8 protein-coding genes are annotated in these 19,265 nt (G+C 74.8%); 3 read left to right on the top strand and 5 right to left on the bottom strand.

The window, feature by feature from the left end; translation table 11 throughout:
* Window positions 1-104: 104 nt before the first annotated feature.
* The 4 genes from ACZ407_RS21530 to ACZ407_RS21515 form a co-directional block, all read right to left on the bottom strand.
* Window positions 105-1,508, bottom strand: a complete 1,404-nt coding sequence (locus tag ACZ407_RS21530; protein WP_468130533.1) for a dipeptidase — start codon at window positions 1,506-1,508, stop codon at window positions 105-107.
* A gap of 10 nt (window positions 1,509-1,518) precedes the next feature.
* Entirely contained in the window at window positions 1,519-5,301 is a 3,783-nt protein-coding gene (locus ACZ407_RS21525; RefSeq protein WP_468130531.1) for a UvrD-helicase domain-containing protein, read from the bottom strand.
* A gap of 122 nt (window positions 5,302-5,423) precedes the next feature.
* Window positions 5,424-9,071: an ATP-dependent helicase gene (locus tag ACZ407_RS21520; protein ID WP_468130529.1), complete on the bottom strand. Its 3,648-nt coding sequence runs from the start codon at window positions 9,069-9,071 to the stop codon at window positions 5,424-5,426.
* A gap of 425 nt (window positions 9,072-9,496) precedes the next feature.
* Window positions 9,497-9,913 carry an MGMT family protein gene (locus ACZ407_RS21515; protein WP_468130527.1) on the bottom strand — a complete coding sequence of 139 codons (417 nt, stop codon included), beginning with the start codon at window positions 9,911-9,913 and terminating at the stop codon, window positions 9,497-9,499.
* A gap of 137 nt (window positions 9,914-10,050) precedes the next feature.
* Between ACZ407_RS21515 and ACZ407_RS21510 the strand changes: the two genes are divergently transcribed.
* Entirely contained in the window at window positions 10,051-12,870 is a 2,820-nt protein-coding gene (locus ACZ407_RS21510; protein WP_468130525.1) for a lysylphosphatidylglycerol synthase domain-containing protein, read from the top strand.
* A 22-nt stretch (window positions 12,871-12,892) separates the two neighbouring features.
* Here the strand turns inward: ACZ407_RS21510 and ACZ407_RS21505 are convergent, their stop codons facing one another.
* Entirely contained in the window at window positions 12,893-13,669 is a 777-nt protein-coding gene (locus tag ACZ407_RS21505; protein ID WP_468130523.1) for a YwiC-like family protein, read from the bottom strand.
* A gap of 391 nt (window positions 13,670-14,060) precedes the next feature.
* Between ACZ407_RS21505 and ACZ407_RS21500 the strand changes: the two genes are divergently transcribed.
* Window positions 14,061-17,717, top strand: a complete 3,657-nt coding sequence (locus tag ACZ407_RS21500) for a nitrate reductase subunit alpha (RefSeq protein WP_468130521.1) — start codon at window positions 14,061-14,063, stop codon at window positions 17,715-17,717.
* A gap of 4 nt (window positions 17,718-17,721) precedes the next feature.
* Complete coding sequence (narH, locus tag ACZ407_RS21495; protein WP_468130519.1) at window positions 17,722-19,260, top strand: nitrate reductase subunit beta; 1,539 nt, start codon at window positions 17,722-17,724, stop codon at window positions 19,258-19,260.
* The last annotated feature ends 5 nt before the right edge of the window (window positions 19,261-19,265 follow it).

The following is a 19,265-nucleotide window of genomic DNA, read 5'->3' as shown; positions in this document are numbered from 1 at the left end:
CAACCCCCCGGGGGGGGGGGGGGTGGGGGTTCCTTTCCCCAGGTCCTGCCCCCCGGGCGGGCCCGGGGTACAAGAGGCGGGGGCCCCCCCCCCCCACCCCGGTGTCAGGGCCGCCAGTGGGCGGCCAGGTCGCCCCACAGGTAGGCGGTGGACTCGACGCCCTTGAGGAGCAGGTCGATCTCGACCTTCTCGTTGGGGGCGTGCCAGCCGTCGGACGGTACGGAGATCCCGAGGAACAGCACGGGTGCGCCGAGCACGTCCTGGAGGTCGGCGGCGGGCCCGGAGCCGCCCTCGCGGGTGTAGCGGACCTTCTCGCCAAAGGCGCGGCCCATGGAGCGGGCGACGGACTGGAGGGCGGGGTGGTCCAGCGGGGTCAGGCAGGGGCGGGTGGGGGCGCCGAAGGTGATCTCGTGGCGGATGCCGGCCGGGATCTGCGCGGCCACCCAGTCCTTGACCGCGGCCTCGATGACGTACGGGTCCTGGCCGGAGACCAGCCGGAACGACAGCTTGAGCCGGGCGCCCCGGGGGATGATCGTCTTGCCGCCGGGGCCCTGGTAGCCGCCGCCGATGCCGTTGAGCTCGGCGGTGGGGCGGGCCCAGACGCGCTCCAGGGTGGAGTAGCCGGCCTCGCCGAGGGTGCCGTACGACTTGGCGGTGCGGAGCCACTCGGCCTCGTCGAAGGGCAGTTCGGCGATCAGTTCGCGCTCGGTGTCGGTGAGCTCGGCGATGCCGTCGTAGAAGCCGGGGATGGTGACGCGCTCGTTCTCGTCGTGCAGGGCGGCGACGAGGCGGGCGGCGACGGTGGCGGGGTTGGGCACGGCGCCGCCGAAGGAGCCGGAGTGGATGTCCTGGTCCGGGCCGTACAGCTCGATCTCGCAGTCGGCGACCCCGCGCATGCCGGTGCAGACGGTGGGGGTGGTCTCGGACCACATGCCGGTGTCGGAGACGATCACGACGTCGGCGGCGAGGCGTTCGGCGCGGGCTTCGACGAGCTCGCGGAAGTGCGGGGAGCCGGACTCCTCCTCACCCTCGATGAGCAGCTTGAGGTGGACGGCGGGGGCGGTGCGGCCGGTGGCGGCGAGGTGGGCGCGGACGCCGAGGGTGTGGAAGAACACCTGGCCCTTGTCGTCCGCGGCGCCGCGGGCGTACATCCGGCGGCCGTCGGGGGTGACGTACGGCTCGAACGGCTCGGTGTCCCAGCCGTCCTCGCGGGCGGCGGGCTGCACGTCGTGGTGGCCGTAGACGAGGACGGTCGGGGCGCCGGGGTCCTCGCTGGGCCATTCGGCGTACACGGCCGGGGCGCCGGCGGTCGGCCAGGTCTCGGTGACCGGGAAGCCGGTCTCGGCGAGCTTCGCCGCCAGCCAGGCGGCGCTGCGCTGCACGTCGGCGGCGTGGTCGGGCTGCGCGGAGACCGACGGGATGCGGAGCCACTCGGCGAGGTCGGCGAGGAAGGCCTCGCGGTGCGTGTCGATGTACGTGCGGACGGCGCTGTCCGGGGTGTCGCTCATGCGGTCGAGCCTAGCTGCCGTCCCGGGGGTGCTTTCCCGTGTCCGTTTTGCCTTGGAGGATCCGCTCAAGGGCGGCCCGGCCGGGGAGCCGGCGGGGCCGGATGACGCGGCCGCTGCGCACGTGCAGGAAGGCGGTGGTGACCCGCTCGGGGTCGATGCCGAGGGATTCGGCCCAGGCCAGGCGGTAGACGGCGAGCTGGAGGGGGTCGGCCTCGGTGCCGTGGCCGGTCTTCCAGTCGACGATCTCGTACATGTCGCCTGCGGGGTCCCCGTCGGGGGCGGGCTCGCGGTAGACGGCGTCGATCCGGCCGCGGATCACGGCCCCGGCGAGGGTGAGCTGTACGGGGACCTCCAGCCGGTACGGGGTGCGGGCGGCGTACGGGCTGCGCTCGAAGGCGTCCTTGAGCAGGGCGAGGTCCCGCTCGTCGGCGATGTCGAGGGGGTCGTCGGGGTCGGATCCGGGGAGCTCGTCGGGGTCGGTGAAGGGGAGCTCCAGCTCGTCGAAGCGGGTCTCGACCCAGGCGTGGAAGCGGGTGCCGCGGCGGGCGGCGGGCTGCGGGGGCTTGGGCATGGGGCGGGCGAGCTCGCGTGCGAAGGCCTGCTCGTCGGCGGCCAGGCGCAGGAGGGCGCTGGCGGAGAGCGAGGCGGGCAGCGGCACGTCGCGCACGGCGGCACGGGAGCGGCGCAGTTCCCCGGCGAGCGCATCGAGGTCCCGGTCCCAGGACGCGACGAGCCGGGCTTCCTCGGGGCTGAGCCGGGGGCCGCCGGGGCGCGCGCCCCGGCCGCCGGGGGGCGCGGTCCGGGGGCGGGGTCCGGGCGCGGGGTGGGGGTCGGGGCGGTGGGCGCGGCGGGGCTCGCCGCCGTCCCGGTCGGGCTCGCCGGCCCAGAGGTCTTCGGCGGGGTACGGCTCGTCCCCCGGGTACTCCCCGTACGGGTCCGGACCGGCCGGGTCCCCGTACCCGTCGGGGGCCGCGACGGCGGGGTGCGGGTACGTGCCGGGGTCCGAGGGGTCGGCGTACGGGTCGGGGTCCGAGGGGTCGGCGTACGGGTCCGGGTCCGAGGGGTCGGCGTACCGGTCCGGGTCGGGGTCCGGGTACGGGTAGGGAGCGGTCGGGTCCTCATACGGGTCCGCGTACGGCTCGGGGTACGGGTCCGGGTCCGGGTGGGTGTCCGGGGGCGGGGTGGGGTCCTCGCCGTGGGGGGGCCGGAGGCGCTCCTCCGGGGTGGGCGGAAGCGGAACCGGGGGCCGGGGGGCAAGCGGAAGGAGTTCCGGGGTGTCCAGGAGGTCGAGGACGGTGTCGGCGGCCCGGCGGCGCCGGCGGAAGGAGACCGGGTCCAGCGGCAGGGGCCAGGACCGGTCGGCGGTGCCGGTCTCGGCGAGCGCCGGGTTCTCGGCGCCCTCCTCCGGCTCGTCCGCCCAGGCCTCGATCTCGCCGTGCCCGGCCGCGCAGTGCTCGTACAGCGCCCGGAGGAACGCGGAGGGGCCGCGGCGCTTCTTCTGGGCGGGCCCCCACCAGTGGCCGGAGGCCAGGAGGAGGGAGCGGGGCCGGGTGAAGGTCACGTAGCCGAGCCGGAGCTCCTCGGTGGCCTGGTGGTCCTTCTGGGCGGCCTTGAAGGCCTTGAGCGCGCCGGCGGTCCACTCGTCGAGGGCGGGCAGGGTCTGCGCGTCGCCGCGCAGGGCGTGCGGGAGGACCTGCGGCTGGGCGGTCCAGGACTCGCGGGGCCGCTCGCTGGGGAAGGCGCCCGCGACCAGGCCGGGGACGGCGACGACGTCCCACTCCAGGCCCTTGGACTTGTGCGCGGTGAGGACCTTCACGGTGTTCTCCCCGCCGGGGAGGGAGTTGTCGAGGCCCTTCTCGTACTGGGCCGCGGTGCGCAGGAAGGAGAGGAAGGCGAGGAGGGAGGCCTCGCCGTCGAGGGCGGCGAAGCCGGCGGCCACGTCGAGGAAGTGGGAGAGGGTCTCGCGGCGGCGGGCGGCGAGGGCGTGCGGGGAGGCGGAGAGCTCCACGTCGAGGCCGGTGGCGGCGAGGACCCGGTGGAGGATGTCCATGAGCGGGTCGGCGAGGGAGCGGCGCAGGTCGCGCAGCTCGGCGGCGAGGCGGGCGAAGCGGACGCGGGCGTCGGCGGAGAAGGGGAGGCCGTCGTCGGCGGTTCCGTCGTGGACGTCGAGGAAGGTGTCGAGGGCGTCGGCGAGGGAGACGACCTCGGAGGGGTCCACACCTTCGACGGCGGCGGCGAGGCGGGCGTGGTCCTGCGGGTCGGCCGCGGCCGGTCCGGGCTCGGCCGCGGCGGCGCGTTCGCGGGTGACGAGGAGGCGGGCGCGGCGGCCCAGGAGGGCGAGGTCGCGGGCGCCGATGCGCCAGCGGGGTCCGATGAGGATGCGGACGAGGGCGGCGTTGGCGCCGGGGTCCTGGAGGACCTCGCAGACGGAGACGAGGTCGGCCACCTCGGGGAGGTGCAGGAGGCCGGAGAGGCCGACGACCTCGACGGGGACCTCGCGGGCGACGAGGGCGGCCTGGATGGCGGCGAAGTCGCCGGCGGAACGGCACAGGACGGCGACCTCGCCGGGTGCGGTGCCGGTGCGGACCTGGTGGGCGACCGCGTCGGCGAGCCAGTCGATCTCCTCGGCGTGCGTGGGCAGCAGGGCGCAGCGTACGGAGCCGTCGCGTTCGGCGCCGGGGGCGGGGCGCAGGGCCTCGACCCCTTCGTGCATGGCGCGCAGCGGGGCGGCGAGTCCGTTGGCGAGGTCGAGGAGGCGGCCGCCGCTGCGGCGGTTCTCGCTGAGGGACTGGCGGGTGGCGGGGCGGCCGTCGGCGTGGGGGAAGTGCTGCGGGAAGTCGTCGAGGTTGGCCACGGAGGCGCCGCGCCAGCCGTAGATGGCCTGGCAGGGGTCGCCGACGGCGGTGACGGCGTGTCCGGTGCCCCCGCCGAAGAGCCCGGAGAGCAGGAGCCGCTGGGCGACGGAGGTGTCCTGGTACTCGTCGAGGAGGACGATGCGGAACTCCTCGCGCAGCAGGGCGCCGACCTCGGGGCGGGTGGTGGCGAGCTGTGCGGAGAGGGCTATCTGGTCGCTGAAGTCGAGGAGGTCGCGGGAGCGTTTGGCGGCCCGGTAGCGGGTGGTGAGTTCGAGGAGTTCGAGGCGGGCGCGGGCGGCCTCGGGGATCTTGCGGAGGTCCTCGTTGGTCAGCCGGGTGCCGGCGAGGGTGTCGAGGAGGGCGGTGTCGTGGGCGCGGAGGGCGGCGGGGTCGACGAGGTGTTCGGAGAGCTCGGCGTCGAGGGCGAGGAGGTCGCCGACGAGGTCGGGCAGGGAGCGGGTGAGCGCGGGGTACGGGCCGGGGGCCTCGCGCAGCACGCGGGCGGCGAGCTGGAAGCGGGTGGCGTCGGCGAGCAGCCGGGAGCTGGGTTCGAGGCCGATGCGCAGGCCGTGGTCGGTGAGGAGCTGCCCGGCGAAGGCGTGGTAGGTGGCGATGCGGGGCTCGCCGGGGGGTTCGGCGGCGGGGGACGGGTCGGGGTCGGTGACCCCGGCGCGTACGAGGGCGCCGCGGACGCGTTCGGCGAGTTCGGCGGCTGCCTTGTTGGTGAAGGTGAGGCCGAGGACCTGTTCGGGGGCGACCTGTCCGGTGCCGACCAGCCAGACCACCCGGGCGGCCATCACCGTGGTCTTGCCGGAGCCGGCTCCGGCCACGATGACCTGCGGGGCGGGCGGCGCGGTGATGCAGGCCGTCTGCTCCGAGGTGAACGGGATCCCGAGGAGCTCCTTGAGCTGGTCGGGGTGGGTCAGGGGTGCGGGCACGGTTCACCAGGCTAGCGGGCGGGTCGGACATTGCGGGCGGGCCGGCTTCCGGGGCTCCGGCCCGGGGGACGGGGCCCCGGCGGGCGGGGTGCCGGGAGGGCGGAGCCCCGGGCGGCGGGCGGTCAGTCGATGATCTGGCGGCCTTCGGGGAGGGCCGTGCAGGCGCTGCGGAAGGTGCAGTGCGTGCAGTGGCGGCCCGTGGCCGGGGTGAAGCGTTCGTCGAGGACGCGGCCGGCGGCGGTGGCGAGGAGCTCGCCGACCCATTCGCCGGCCAGCGGTTCCTGGGCCTGGACCTTCGGGTGCTCGTCGCCGCCGTCCTTCTTGGCCGCGCCCTGCCGGAGCTGGACGAGTTCCGCGCCGCCGGGCGCGGGGCGTACCCCGTCGAACGCCTCGTCGACGGCGCCTTCGCGGACGGCGAGCTGGTAGACGGCGAGCTGGGGGTGGCGGGCGACCTCGTCGCGGGTCGGGGCGGACTTGCCGGTCTTGAAGTCGACGACGTACGCGCGGCCCTGCGGGTCGGTTTCGACGCGGTCCATGGAGCCGCGGATGCGGACGCGGACGGTGCCGTCGGAGTCCCGGTCCGCGTCCGCGTCCGGGTCCGGGCCTGCGTCGGAGCCCGGCCGGTTCCCCGTACCCGTACCCGCTTCGAGGGTGATGTCGAACTCGTGCTCGGTGGCGACGGTGGTGCGGCCGGCGCGGTCGGAGACGTGCCAGCGCAGGAAGCGTTCGAGGGCGGCCCGGGCGTTCTCCTTCTCCTGGCGGGACTTCCAGGGCGCGTCGAAGGCGAGGGCGTCCCAGACGGAGTCGAGGCGTTCCATGAGGACGGCCAGGTCGGCGGGGGTGCGGCCGGAGGCGACCTCGTCGGCGAGTACGTGGACGACGTTGCCGAAGCCCTGGGCGGCGGTGGCGGGGGCGTCGGCCTTGACCTCGCGGCTGAGGAACCACTGGAGGGAGCAGGTGTTGGCGAGCTGGTCGAGGGCGCTGCCGGACAGGGCGACGGGCTGCCGCCGGTCGCGCAGCGGGACGCTGCTGCGGGTCGGCTCGTACAGGCCCCACCAGCGCTGCGGGTGGGCGGCCGGGACCAGCGGCTGGCCGTCCTCGTCGGCGAGGGCGGCGAGGGTGGCGAGGCGGCGGGCGGCGGCCTCGCGCAGGGCGGGCGAGGCCTCGGGGTCGACGGTGGTGGCCCGCAGTTCCGCGACGAGCGCGGACACGGCGAGGGGGCGGCGCGGGCGGCCGGTGACGTCCTTGGGCTCCACGCCGAGTTCGGCGAGGAAGCGGGAGGGCTGGTCGCCGTCCTCGGCGGGGGCCTTGACGGCGGTGACGACGAGGCGGTCGCGGGCGCGGGTGGCGGCCACGTAGAAGAGCCGGCGTTCCTCGGCGAGGAGGGCGCCGGGGGTGAGGGGTTCGGCGAGGCCGTCGCGGCCGATGCGGTCGGCTTCGAGGAGGGAGCCGCGGCGGCGCAGGTCGGGCCAGAGGCCTTCCTGCACGCCGGCCACGACGACGAGGCGCCACTCCAGGCCCTTGGAGCGGTGGGCGGTCATGAGGCGGACGGCGTCGGGGGCGGCGACGCGCTTGGCGAGGGTGTCGGCGGCGATGTCCTCGGCGTCGAGCTGTTCGAGGAGGTTGAGGGCGCCGCGGCCGCCGGTGCGCTCCTCGGCGCGGGCGGCGGTCTCGAAGAGCGCGCAGACGGCGTCGAGGTCGCGGTCGGCGTTGCGGCCGGCGGGCCCGCCGCGGCGGGCGGAGCGTTCGAGGCGGGCGGGCCAGCCGGTGCCGTCCCAGAGGGTCCACAGGGCCTCCTCGGCGGTGCCGCCGCCTTCGAGGAGCTCGCGGGCCTTGCGCAGCAGCAGGCCGAGGGTCTGGGCGCCTCGGGCGTAGCGGGGGTCGTGGGCGACGAGCCGCTCGGGCTCGGCGAGGGCCCTCGCGAGCAGCACGTCGGAGGGCGCGGGTACGGCGACCCCGGCGGCCCGCTCCTCGTCGCGCAGCGCCCGGCCCAGGCGCCGCAGGTCGGCGGAGTCCATGCCGCCGAGCGGCGACCCGAGCAGCTCGATGGCGGTCTCGACCCCGATCCACCCGGCCTCGGCGGCGGCCGACGGTACGGGCTCCTGCTCGGCGGCGGTGGACGACCGTACGGGGCCCTGCTCGGCGGCTTCGGGCGCGCCGGCGGGGTCACCGTCCCGGTCACCTGCGACTGCGATGCGCGTGTCGGCGGCGGCGCCGCCCCCGGCGGCTTCGGTCCCGGACGCAGGCCCGGTCCCGGACGCGGACCCGGTCTCGGGCGCAGGCCCGGTCCCGGACGCGGACCCGGTCTCGGGCGCAGGCCCGGTCCCGGACGCGGACCCGGCGGGTCCAGAGGCCGCGGGGAGGTCCTGCGGGGCCGCGTCGGCCGGGGCCGGGGCCGGCTCGGCAGACGCGGCGGCCGCGGGGGCCGTGGTGGGGGCCGGGGTGGCCGAGGCGTCGGCCGAGGCGGTGGAAGGCGGGGGCGCGGCGGCCGAGGGCGGGTGCGGGGGGAGGCCGGCGGCGGCGAGGGCGGTGACCCGGAGGGCGGTGAGGAGGGGGGCGACGGCGGGTTCGTGGCGGAGGGGGAGGCTGCTGGTGTCGGTGGTCGCGGGGACGCCTGCGGAGATCAGGGCGCGGCGGAAGGCGGGGAGGGTGCGGCCGCCGGCGCGGACCAGGACGGCCATCTCCTGCCAGGGGACGCCGTCCTCCAGGTGGGCGCGGCGCAGGATGTCCGCGATGTTGTCGAGTTCCGCGCCGGCGGTGGGGTACGTGTAGACCTCGACTCGGCCGCCCTCGCGGGTGGGCTTCAGGTCGCGGTGGGCGCGGACGGCGGCCGCGGGGAGCCGGGGCACGGGCATGCGGGTGGTCAGCAGCCGGGTCGCGGCGAGCAGGGCGCTGCCGGAGCGGCGGGCCGTGTCCAGGACGCGGACGGCGGCGCCGGGGAAGGCGTCGGGGAAGCCGAGGATGCCGCCTATGTCGGCGCCGCGGAAGGCGTAGATCGACTGGTCGGGGTCGCCGAAGGCGATCGTGTCCCGGCAGCCGAGGGCCCTCAGCAGCCGGACCTGGGCGGCGTCGGTGTCCTGGTACTCGTCGACGAAGACCGCGTCGTAGCGCTTCCACAGCTCGGTTTCGGGCCGTTCGGCGAGGAGGACGGCCCGGTGCACCAGTTCGGCGTAGTCGAGGGAGCCGGACAGGTCCAGGACGTCCAGGTATTCGGCGAGGAAGCCGGCGGCGGCCCCCCAGTCGGGGCGGCCGGTGCGGGCGGCGAAGGCGCCGAGGGCGTCCGGGGACAGGCCGAGCTCGCGGCTGCGCGCGAGGACGGCCCGTACCTCGTCGGCGAAGCCGCGGGTGGTCAGGGCGGCCCGCAGCTCGTCGGGCCAGCGGATGGAGCCGACCTGGCGCGTCCCGTCGAGGAGCTCGCGGACCATGACGTCCTGTTCGGCGCCGGACAGCAGGCGCAGGGGTTCCACGAACAGGTCGGCGTCCTGGTGGGCGCGGACCAGGGCGTAGCAGAAGGAGTGGAAGGTGGTGGCCTGCGGGGCGCGGGCGCCGCCGAGGCGCAGGGCGGTGCGGTCGCGGAGTTCGACGGCGGCCTTGCGGCTGAAGGTGAGGACGAGGATCCGGCCCGGGTCGGCCCCCGCTTCGACGCGGGCGGCGACGGCCTCGACCAGGGTGGTCGTCTTGCCGGTGCCGGGTCCGGCGAGCACGAGCATCGGCCCGCCGGGGTGGTCAACCACCGCCTGCTGCGCTGCGTCCAGTACAGGAGGATCCACCTGCCCCGGCCCGGTACGCACCAGTCGGTACGCGTCATGGGTCCGCGTACGACGGCCGGAAGGGGAGGAGCTCACGTGGATCGCCGGTCCTGGTGGTGGGTGTGCTGACGGTGTCTCGGGGGGCGCGCGGCGCGTCCGGGGCGGACGTGCGGGGATGCGCGCGAGGGAAAGACGCTACGCCACAACCGGTCCCCCGCGCACGGATCCCGGAAGCTCCCCCGTGCGGGCGTACCGGGCTCCGTACGGCCCTTGCATGGCCGAAGCTGTCCAGTGTGAGGTTCGTCAACTCCGGCGGCCCGGCCGTGCCGGGGACCCCGGCCGGCGGGCGCTCGGGACCGGCCGCCCGCCCCGCGCGCCCCGGCCGCCCCGTGCGGTCGGCGGCGGCCGGTGCCGCGCGCCGCGTCCCGTCAGCGCCCGGCGTGCCGTCAGGGCGCCCCCGCTCCGGGCCCGGGCCCGGTGCCGTCCCAGCGGGCCCGGGCCATGTCGAGGCGCGGTACGTGGCCCTCGGCGGAGCGGGGTGCGGGGCGCAGCGGGGTGCCTTCCTCGCGGTAGTGGCCGAGGGCGCGCAGTTCGCTGCCGGGCAGCAGCTGCCCGTCCGAGCGGACCACGCGCCACCAGGGGACGGCCCCGCCGTAGAGGGCCATGGCGCGGCCGACCTGGCGGGGGCCGACCCGTTTGCCGGGGCCGGTCCGACCGGTGCGGGCCTCGTGTTCCTCGTCCTCCTGGGCGAGCCATTCGGCGACGTCGCCGTACGTCATCACCCGGCCGGGCGGAATCCGCTCGGCCACCTCCAGCACCCGCTCCGCGTATTCGGGGAGCTCGGGCAGCACCGCATCGCTCATCCGGCCCATGCTGCCGTACCGCACCGACACCGCACCCTGCCGAAGGCCCGTACCGTCCGGACGTGCCACCATCTTCCGGGCGGTGACTGGTGATACGAGATCAAGAAGAGACGGCGGAGACGGCGAAGGAGCAGGGTGTGAGCCCTCCGGATGCGGAGTCCACTCCCGGGAGCGCGCACCCCGGGCAGCCGCCCCTGCCTGCCTCCGGGTCCGAGCGGCCGCCCGGCCGGGACGGCGCACCCGCCGGTGACGGGGGAAGCGGCGTGAACGGCGGGGCCGACGGGACCGGCGGGGCCGACGGGGCCGACGGGGCCGACGGGGCCGACGAGCAGCGCGGGACCGGCGGGGAAACCGTGTCCGGCGGCGGGGACGCCCCGCTCCCCGGGCAGGCCGAGCAGGTCGAGGTGGACGAACCGCTGCTCGCCGCCCGCGTGCACCGCCCCTCCGACCTGGTGCGGGTCCTCGTCGGCATCCTCGGCATCGCCGTGGTCCTCGCGATCGCCGCCTTCGCCCACGGCACGACCGTGGGTCTGGAGGCGGACATCACCAAGGGCACCGGCCAGGCCCCCGCCCTGCTCATCAAGATCGCCGGTCTGGTGTCGAGCATCGCGGTGCTGCTGGTGCCGGTCGCCTTCGCCATCGAGCGGCTGATCAAACGCGACGGCCTGCGGATCGCGGACGGGGTGCTCGCCGCGGTGCTCGCCCACGGGGTCACCCTCGCCACCGACCTGTGGGTGGCCCAGGCCGCCCCGGACACCATCCGGGACGCGCTGACCCGCCCGCAGGCGGGGGACGCGCTGAGCGATCCCGTGCACGGCTACCTGGCGCCGGTGATCGCGTACATGACGGCGGTGGGCATGACCCGGCGGCCGCGGTGGCGCGTGGCGCTGTGGGTGGTGCTGCTGCTGGACGCGCTGGCCATGCTGGTCGGCGGGTACACGACCCCGTTCTCGATCCTGCTGACGGTGCTGATCGGCTGGTCCGTCGCGTACGGCACGCTGTACGCGGTGGGTTCCCCGAACGTGCGGCCCACCGGGCAGAACCTGCTCGCGGGCCTGCGCCGGGTCGGCTTCCAGCCGGTCACGGCGATGCGGATCGAGGAGCCCGAGGTCCCGGAGCACAACGACCGCGGCCGCCGCTACCTGGTCACCCTGGAGGACGGCCCGCCGCTGGACGTGACGGTCGTGGACCGCGAGCAGCAGGCGCAGGGCTTCTTCTACCGGGTGTGGCGGCGGCTGACCCTGCGCGGGATCACCACGCGCCGCAGCCTGCAGTCCCTGCGCCAGGCCCTGGAGCAGGAGGCGCTGCTCGCGTACGCGGCCATCGCGGCGGGTGCGAACGCCCCCAAGCTGATCGCCACCTCGGAGCTCGGCCCGGACGCCGTGATGCTCGTGTACGAGCACCTGGGCGGGCGGACCCTGGACGCGATGCCCGACGAGGAGATCACCGACGAGCTGATCCGGGGGGCGTGGCGGCAGGTCAAGGCGCTTCAGTCGCGGCGCATCGCGCACCGGCGGCTGGCGGGTGACGCGCTGGTGGTGGATCGTTCCGGCACGGTGATCCTGACGGATCTGCGCGGCGGCGAGATCGCGGCCGGGGACCTGGTGCTGCGCATGGACATCGCGCAGCTGCTGACCACGCTGGGCCTGCGGGTGGGCGCGGAGCGCTCGGTGGCCGCGGCGGTGGCGGTGCTGGGCGGGGACGCGGTGGCGGACTGCCTGCCGCTGCTCCAGCCGATCGCGCTGACCCGGTCCACGCGGGCCACGCTGCGCCGGCTGGCCCGGGAGCGCTCGCAGCGCGAGCGGGAGGCGGTGCTGGAGGCTTCGCGGGCCGCCAAGGAGGCCCGGGAGGCGCTGTCGGAGGCGGCCCGCAAGTCCCCGAAGGCGGAGAAGAAGGCCGACAAGAAGGCCGAGAAGCAGGCGCTGGACGTGGCGCTGGACGAGGCCCGCGAGGAGGACCTGCTCTCGCAGATCCGCAGGCAGGTGCTGCTGATCCGGCCGCAGGCGCCGGTGGAGCCGGCCCGGCTGGAGCGGATCCGGCCGCGGACCCTGGTGAGCTTCATCGCGGGCGCGTTCGCCGCGTACTTCCTGCTCTCGCAGCTCACGCACGTGCAGTTCGACAAGGTGATCGGCGAGGCGCAGTGGGGCTGGGTGGCGGCGGCGGCCGCGTTCTCGGCGCTGAGCTACTTCGCGGCGGCGATGAGCCTGCTGGGCTTCGTGCCCGAGCGGGTGCCGTTCCTGCGGACGGTGCTCGCCCAGGTGGCGGGGTCGTTCGTGAAGCTGGTGGCGCCGGCGGCGGTCGGCGGCGTGGCGCTGAACACGCGGTTCCTGCAGCGGCAGGGGGTGCGGCCGGGGCTGGCGGTGGCCAGTGTCGGTGCCTCGCAGCTGTTCGGGCTGGGGAGCCACATCCTGCTGCTGCTGTCGTTCGGGTATCTGACGGGGACCGAGAAGACCCCGGAGATGACCCCGTCCCGGACGGTGATCGCCGGTCTGCTGACGGTGGCCGTGCTGGTGCTCGTGGTGACGGCGATCCCGTTCCTGCGGAAGTTCGTGGCGAGCCGGGTGCGGGCGCTGTTCGCGGGGGTGGTGCCGCGCATGCTGGACGTGCTCCAGCGGCCGCAGAAGCTGCTCACGGGCATCGGGGGCATGGTGCTGCTGACGGGCTGCTTCGTGATGTGCCTCGATGCGTCGATCCGGGCGTTCGGCGGGGGGCAGGCGATCAGTTACGCGAGCATCGCGGTGGTGTTCCTCGCGGGGAACGCGCTGGGGTCGGCCGCGCCTACGCCGGGTGGTGTGGGGGCGGTGGAGACGACGTTGACCCTGGGTCTGATCGCGGTGGGGCTGGACAAGGAGATCGCGATCTCCGCGGTGCTGCTGTTCCGGCTGATGACGTTCTGGCTGCCGGTGCTGCCGGGGTGGCTGTCGTTCAACCACCTCACGCGCAAGGAGGCCCTGTAGGCCCTCGGGGCTCCGCCCCCGGTCAGAAGGCCGCGGGGAGGGTGGCCAGGAGGAGGGCGGAGCAGGCGATCTCGAGCGCGCCGACGACCGCGACCCGGGGACGCCGCGGGGGCATGAGGACGGCCCGCCCCAGGTAGACCGCGAAGGGCAGGGCCAGCCGGGGCGAGAGCCACACGGCCACCGCGAGGGCCGCGACGTGGCTCGCGGCCGAGCCCCACCGGTAGGCGGCGGAGTCCCGCTCCCGGATCATCGTCTTCACGTACGGCACGGTGCCGGCGAAGTACAGCAGGCAGGCCAGGACGGCCGGCCAGGCCCCCGCGTACCCGCCGCTGCCCAGCCGGTACGTCACCGCGAGCATCCCGCAGGCGGGCACCACGGCCGCGAGCCCGTTGAGCAGGGCCCGCTCCCGGTTGCGCCACGCGTGGTACGCGTTGACGGCGAGGAAGGGCAGGGCGCAGGCGGCGGCCGACAGCAGCCAGGGGTGGGCTGCGGCGAGCGGCAGCCCGAAGGCCGCGGACACCGCCGCGAAGACCAGCCCGGGCCGTACGTGCCGGTCCGCGGCCCGCGGGTGGCGCCGGCCGGCCCTGCGCCGGGCGAGCGCGCGCAGCCGCAGCCACTGCTGCCCGTGGTGCACGGCGACGTACCCGGCCGGCCAGGCGACGAGCAGCGGCAGGTCGGCGAGGGCCGGGCCGCCGAGCAGGATCCCGGCGAGGCAGGGCACGGCGAGCATCGCCCAGGCGCCGTGCTGGTCGGGCAGCCAGCGGGTGCGCCGGCCCGGCCGGGTGTTCGTTCCGCCCACGGACGGTCCCCTTTCCCTGTTCCGCGTTCCGTTTTCCCGCGCTCCGTTCCGCGTTCCGTTCCGCGTTCCGTTCCGCGTTCCGTTTTCCCGCGTTCTGTTCCGCGTTCCGTTTCCACGTGCCGTCCCCGCGTTCCGTTCCGTGTTCCGTTCACGGGAATTCCGGCGCGTCATCTCTTTCCCCCGGCGCGAGTTGGGGTTTTCCAGGATGGCATCCGGGAGGCCCGGAAAACTCCGGAAGGAGGTCACGGCCGTACGGGACCTTTGGCACCGGGACGGCTCCCGCGGCGGGCGTACGGTCGAAGTGCGGGGCTGCCTGCCCGGAATTCCGCCAGGGAATCGCCCGGTGCACCGCGCCCCTCCCCATTCGCGTGTTCCGGCCTGGAGGGTCGCTTTGCAGGAGCATCAGGGCGGGCCCCGGGGGGCCGCCGATTCGCTGGTCAGGGCGGGGAGTTTCTTCACCCGCGCCGAGGTGTCCGAGGACCTGCGCACGGTCCACCGGACGGGCGGCCGGGAGGCGGAGGCCTTCTACCGGGACCGCTGGAGCCACGACAAGGTCGTGCATTCCACGCACGGCGTGAACTGCACCGGTTCGTGCCGCTGGAAGGTCTACGTCAAGGACGGGATCATCACCTGGGAGACCCAGGCCACGGACTATCCGTCGGTGGGTCCCGACCGGCCCGAGTACGAGCCCCGCGGCTGCCCGCGCGGCGCCTCGTTCTCCTGGTACAGCTACTCCCCCACCCGGGTCCGCTACCCGTACGTGCGCGGCACGCTGCTGGAGATGTACCGGGAGGCGAAGAAGCGGCTGAAGGACCCGGTGGAGGCCTGGGCGGACATCCAGCGCGACCCGGGCCGGCGGCGCCGCTACCAGCGGGCCCGCGGCAAGGGCGGGCTGGTCCGGGCGAGCTGGGAGGAGGCCGTCGAGCTGGTGGCCGCCGCGCACGTGCACACCATCCGCGAGCACGGCCCGGACCGGGTGGCGGGCTTCTCGCCCATCCCGGCGATGTCGATGGCCTCGCACGCGGCCGGGGCCCGGTTCCACTCCCTCATCGGTGCGCCGATGCTGAGCTTCTACGACTGGTACGCGGACCTGCCGGTGGCCTCCCCGCAGGTGTTCGGCGACCAGACCGACGTGCCCGAGTCGGGCGACTGGTGGGACGCCGCCTACCTGATGATGTGGGGCTCGAACGTCCCGGTGACGCGGACCCCGGACGCGCACTGGATGGCGGAGGCCCGCTACCGCGGCCAGAAGGTGGTCGCGGTCTCCCCGGACTACGCGGACAACACGAAGTTCGCCGACGAGTGGATGCACCCGCACCCCGGCACGGACGGGGCGCTGGCCCTCGCCATGGGGCACGTGATCCTCAAGGAGTTCTTCGTCGAGCGGGAGACCCCCTTCTTCGCGGACTACGTGAGCCGGTACACCGACCTGCCCTTCCTGGTGTCGCTGAAGGAGACGGAACGGGGCCTGGTCCCGGGCAAGTTCGTGACGGCGGCCGATCTGGGGCAGGACACCGAGAACGCGCAGTGGAAGACGGTCCTGGTCGACGACGCGACCGGCGGGCCGGTGGTGCCGAACGGCACCCTCGGGCACCGCTGGGGCGCGCCGGACACCCCGGACTGGAACCTCGACCTCGGGGGGACCGTGCCGCGGCTGACCCTGTACGGGGAGGGCGGCGGGGCCGCGGAGGTGGTCCTGCCGCGGTTCGAGGAGGACGAGGCGGGCACGGTGGTGCGCGGGGTGCCGGTGCGCCGGCTCGGCGGCCGGCTGGTGACCACCGTCTTCGACCTGATGCTCGCGCAGTACGGGGTGTCCCGGCCGGGTCTGCCGGGCAGCTGGCCGGTCTCGTACGAGGACGCCTCCGCGCCCGGTACGCCGGGTTGGCAGGAGTCGCTCACCTCGGTGCCGGCGGCGCAGGCGGTGCGGGTGGCGCGGGAGTTCGCGCGGACGGCGGAGAGTTCGCGGGGCCGCTGCATGATCCTGATGGGGGCGGGCACCAACCACTGGTTCCACTCCGAGACGATCTACCGGGCCTTCCTGGCCCTGCTGACGCTGACCGGCTGCCAGGGCCGCAACGGCGGCGGCTGGGGCCACTACGTGGGCCAGGAGAAGTGCCGGCCGGTGACCGGGTGGGCCACCCTGGCGGCGGCCTCCGACTGGTCCCGCCCGCCCCGCCAGATGATCGGCGCGGCCTGGTTCTACCTGCACACCGGGCAGTGGCGGTACGACACGCTGCCCGCGGATGCGCTGGCCTCGCCGCTGGCCACGGGCGCCTTCGCGGGGATGTCGGGCGCGGACTGCCTGGCCGCGTCGGCGCGGATGGGCTGGATGCCCTCGTACCCGACGTTCGACCGCAATCCGCTGGAGCTGGGCGAGTCTTCGGATCCGGTGGCCGATGCGGTGCGCGAACTCCGGGCGGGCACGCTGGGGTTCGCGGGCGAGGATCCGGACGCGCCGGGCAACTGGCCGCGGGTGCTGAACGTGTGGCGGGCGAACCTGCTGGGGTCCAGCTCCAAGGGCAACGAGTACTTCCTCAAGCACCTGCTGGGCACCCACTCCAACCTCCCCGAGGACGGGCCGCGTTGCACTCCGAAGGAGGTCAGGTACCGGGAGGAGGACGTGGAGGGCAAGCTCGACCTGCTGATGTCCATGGACTTCCGGATGACCTCGACCACCCTGCTGTCGGACGTGGTGCTGCCGGCGGCGACCTGGTACGAGAAGCACGACCTGTCCTCTACGGACATGCACCCGTTCCTGCACGCGTTCACCCCGGCCGTGGACCCGCCCTGGCAGGCCCGTTCGGACTACGACGCCTTCCTGGCGATCGCCCGGCGCTTCGGCGAGCTGGCCGCGGAGCACCTGGGCGTGCGCCGCGACCTGGTGGCGACCGCCCTCCAGCACGACACCCCCGGCGGGGAGATGGCCCAGCCGGGCGGGGTGGCGCTGGACTGGTCGAAGGGCGAGTGCGAGCCGGTGCCGGGCCGGACCATGTACAACCTGGCGGTGGTCGAGCGGGACTACGGGGCGGTCGGCGAGAAGTTCGCGGCGCTCGGCCCGCTGGTGGACCGGCTGGGGGTGACCACGAAGGCCGTCACGTACGAGGTGTCCGAGGAGGTCGCCCACCTGGCGGCGCAGAACGGCACGGTGCGTACGGGCGTGGCCGCGGGCCGCCCCCGGCTGGACACCGCGCAGCGGGCCTGCGAGGCGATCCTGTCGCTCTCGGGCACGAGCAACGGCCGGCTTGCCGTGCAGGGGTTCGAGGCGCTGGAGAAGAAGGTGGGCACGCCCATGGCCCATCTGGCGGCGGAGGCCGAGGGCAGGCGGATCGGCTTCGCGGACACGCAGGCCCGGCCGGTGCCGGTGATCACCTCGCCGGAGTGGTCGGGTTCGGAGGCGGGCGGCCGCCGGTACACGGCGTTCACGGTGAACACCGAGCACCTCAAGCCGTGGCACACGCTCACCGGCCGCCAGCACTTCTTCCTGGACCACGACTGGCTGCACGAGGTGGGCGAGGCGCTGCCGGTGTACAAGCCGCCGCTGGACATGCACCGGCTGTACGGGGAGCCCGAGCTGGGCCGGGTGGAGCAGAAGTCGGTGGCGGTGCGGTACCTGACCCCGCACAACAAGTGGGCCATCCACAGCCAGTACCAGGACAACCTGTACATGATGACGCTGGGCCGCGGCGGGCAGACGGTGTGGATGTCCCCGCAGGACGCGGCGGCGATCGGGGTCGCGGACAACGACTGGATCGAGGCGGTCAACCGCAACGGCGTGGTCACCGCCCGGGCGATCGTCTCCCACAAGATGCCTCCGGGCACGGTCTACATGAACCACGCGCAGGAGCGCACGGTCGGCGTGCCGAAGACGGAGCAGACCGGCCGCCGCGGCGGCATCCACAACTCGCTGACCCGCGTGATGCTCAAGCCCACGCACCTCGTGGGCGGTTACGCACAGCTGACGTGGGCTTTCAACTACCTGGGCCCGACCGGGAACCAGCGCGACGAGGTGACGGTCGTCCGCCGCCGCTCGCAGAAGGTGGAGTTCTAGTCGCATGCGCGTGATGGCACAGATCGCGATGGTCATGAACCTCGACAAGTGCATCGGCTGCCACACCTGTTCGGTCACCTGCAAGCAGGCGTGGACCAACCGGCAGGGCACCGAGTACGTCTGGTTCAACAACGTCGAGACCCTCCCCGGCCAGGGCTACCCGCGCCGCTGGGAGGACCAGGAGCGGTGGAAGGGCGGCTGGGAGCGGACCCGTTCGGGCCGGCTGCGGCTGCGGGCCGGCGGGCGCCTGGCCCGGCTGGGAAGGATCTTCGCCAATCCGGACCTGCCGGAGCTGGGCGACTACTACCAGCCGTGGACGTACGAGTACAAGAACCTCACGGAGGCCCCGGCGGGCGAGGACCTGCCCACGGCCCGTCCGGTCTCGCAGGTCACGGGCGAGCCGATGGACAAGATCGAGTGGGGCCCGAACTGGGACGACAACCTGGGCGGGGCGCCCGAGCACGCCCCGAAGGACCCGGTGGTGGAGAAGATCCGCGAGCAGGTGGGCGAGAGGATCCGCTTCGAGTTCGAGCAGTCCTTCATGTTCTACCTGCCGCGGGTGTGCGAGCACTGCCTGAACCCGGCGTGCGTCTCCTCCTGCCCCTCGGGGGCCGTGTACAAGCGCGAGGAGGACGGGATCGTCCTGGTCGACCAGGACGCCTGCCGCGGCTGGCGGATGTGCGTGACGGGCTGCCCGTACAAGAAGGTGTACTTCAACCACGCCACCGGCAAGGCCGAGAAGTGCACGTTCTGCTTCCCGCGGATCGAGGCGGGGATGCCGACCGTGTGCTCGGAGACCTGCGTGGGCCGGATGCGCTACCTGGGCGTGATGCTCTACGACGCCGACCGGGTCGCGGAGGCGGCGGCGGTGGAGGACGAGCACGACCTGTACCCGGCGCAGCTGGAGTGCTTCCTCGACCCGCACGATCCGGAGGTGGTGGCCGCCGCGCGGGCGGCGGGGCTGAACGAGGAGTGGATCGGGGCGGCCCGGCGCTCCCCCGTCTACGACCTGATCGCGACCTACCAGGTGGCGCTGCCCCTGCATCCGGAGTACCGGACGATGCCGATGGTCTGGTACGTGCCGCCGCTGTCGCCGGTGGTGGAGGCGGTGGCCGCGACCGGCGAGGACGGCGAGGACGCGGGGAACCTGTTCGGGGCCGTGGACGCGCTGCGGATCCCGGTCGAGTACCTGGCGGAGATCCTGACCGCGGGCGACACGTACCCGGTGGAGGCGGTGCTGCGGCGGATGGCGGCGATGCGCTCGTACATGCGGCGGATCAACCTCGGCGAGGAGCGCGACGAGTCGGTCGCGGCCGCGGTGGGGCTGACCGGGGCGGAGATGGAGGACATGTTCCGGCTGCTGGCGGTGGCCAAGCAGGAGGACCGGTTCGTGGTGCCCTCGGCCGCCCGTGCCGACGCGGAGGCGCTGGCCGGCGGCCATCCGCTCGACCCGCAGGACGCGGGCTGCCCGGTGGCGGGTGCCGCCGGGGTGCAGGGGCCGCGCGTCATGCTCAACCTCGGTCCGACGAGGAGGGCCTCGTGAGCCTT

Source organism: Streptomyces sp. NPDC030809, from assembly GCF_055572195.1.
This window is presented reverse-complemented; position numbering and strand designations above follow the sequence as displayed.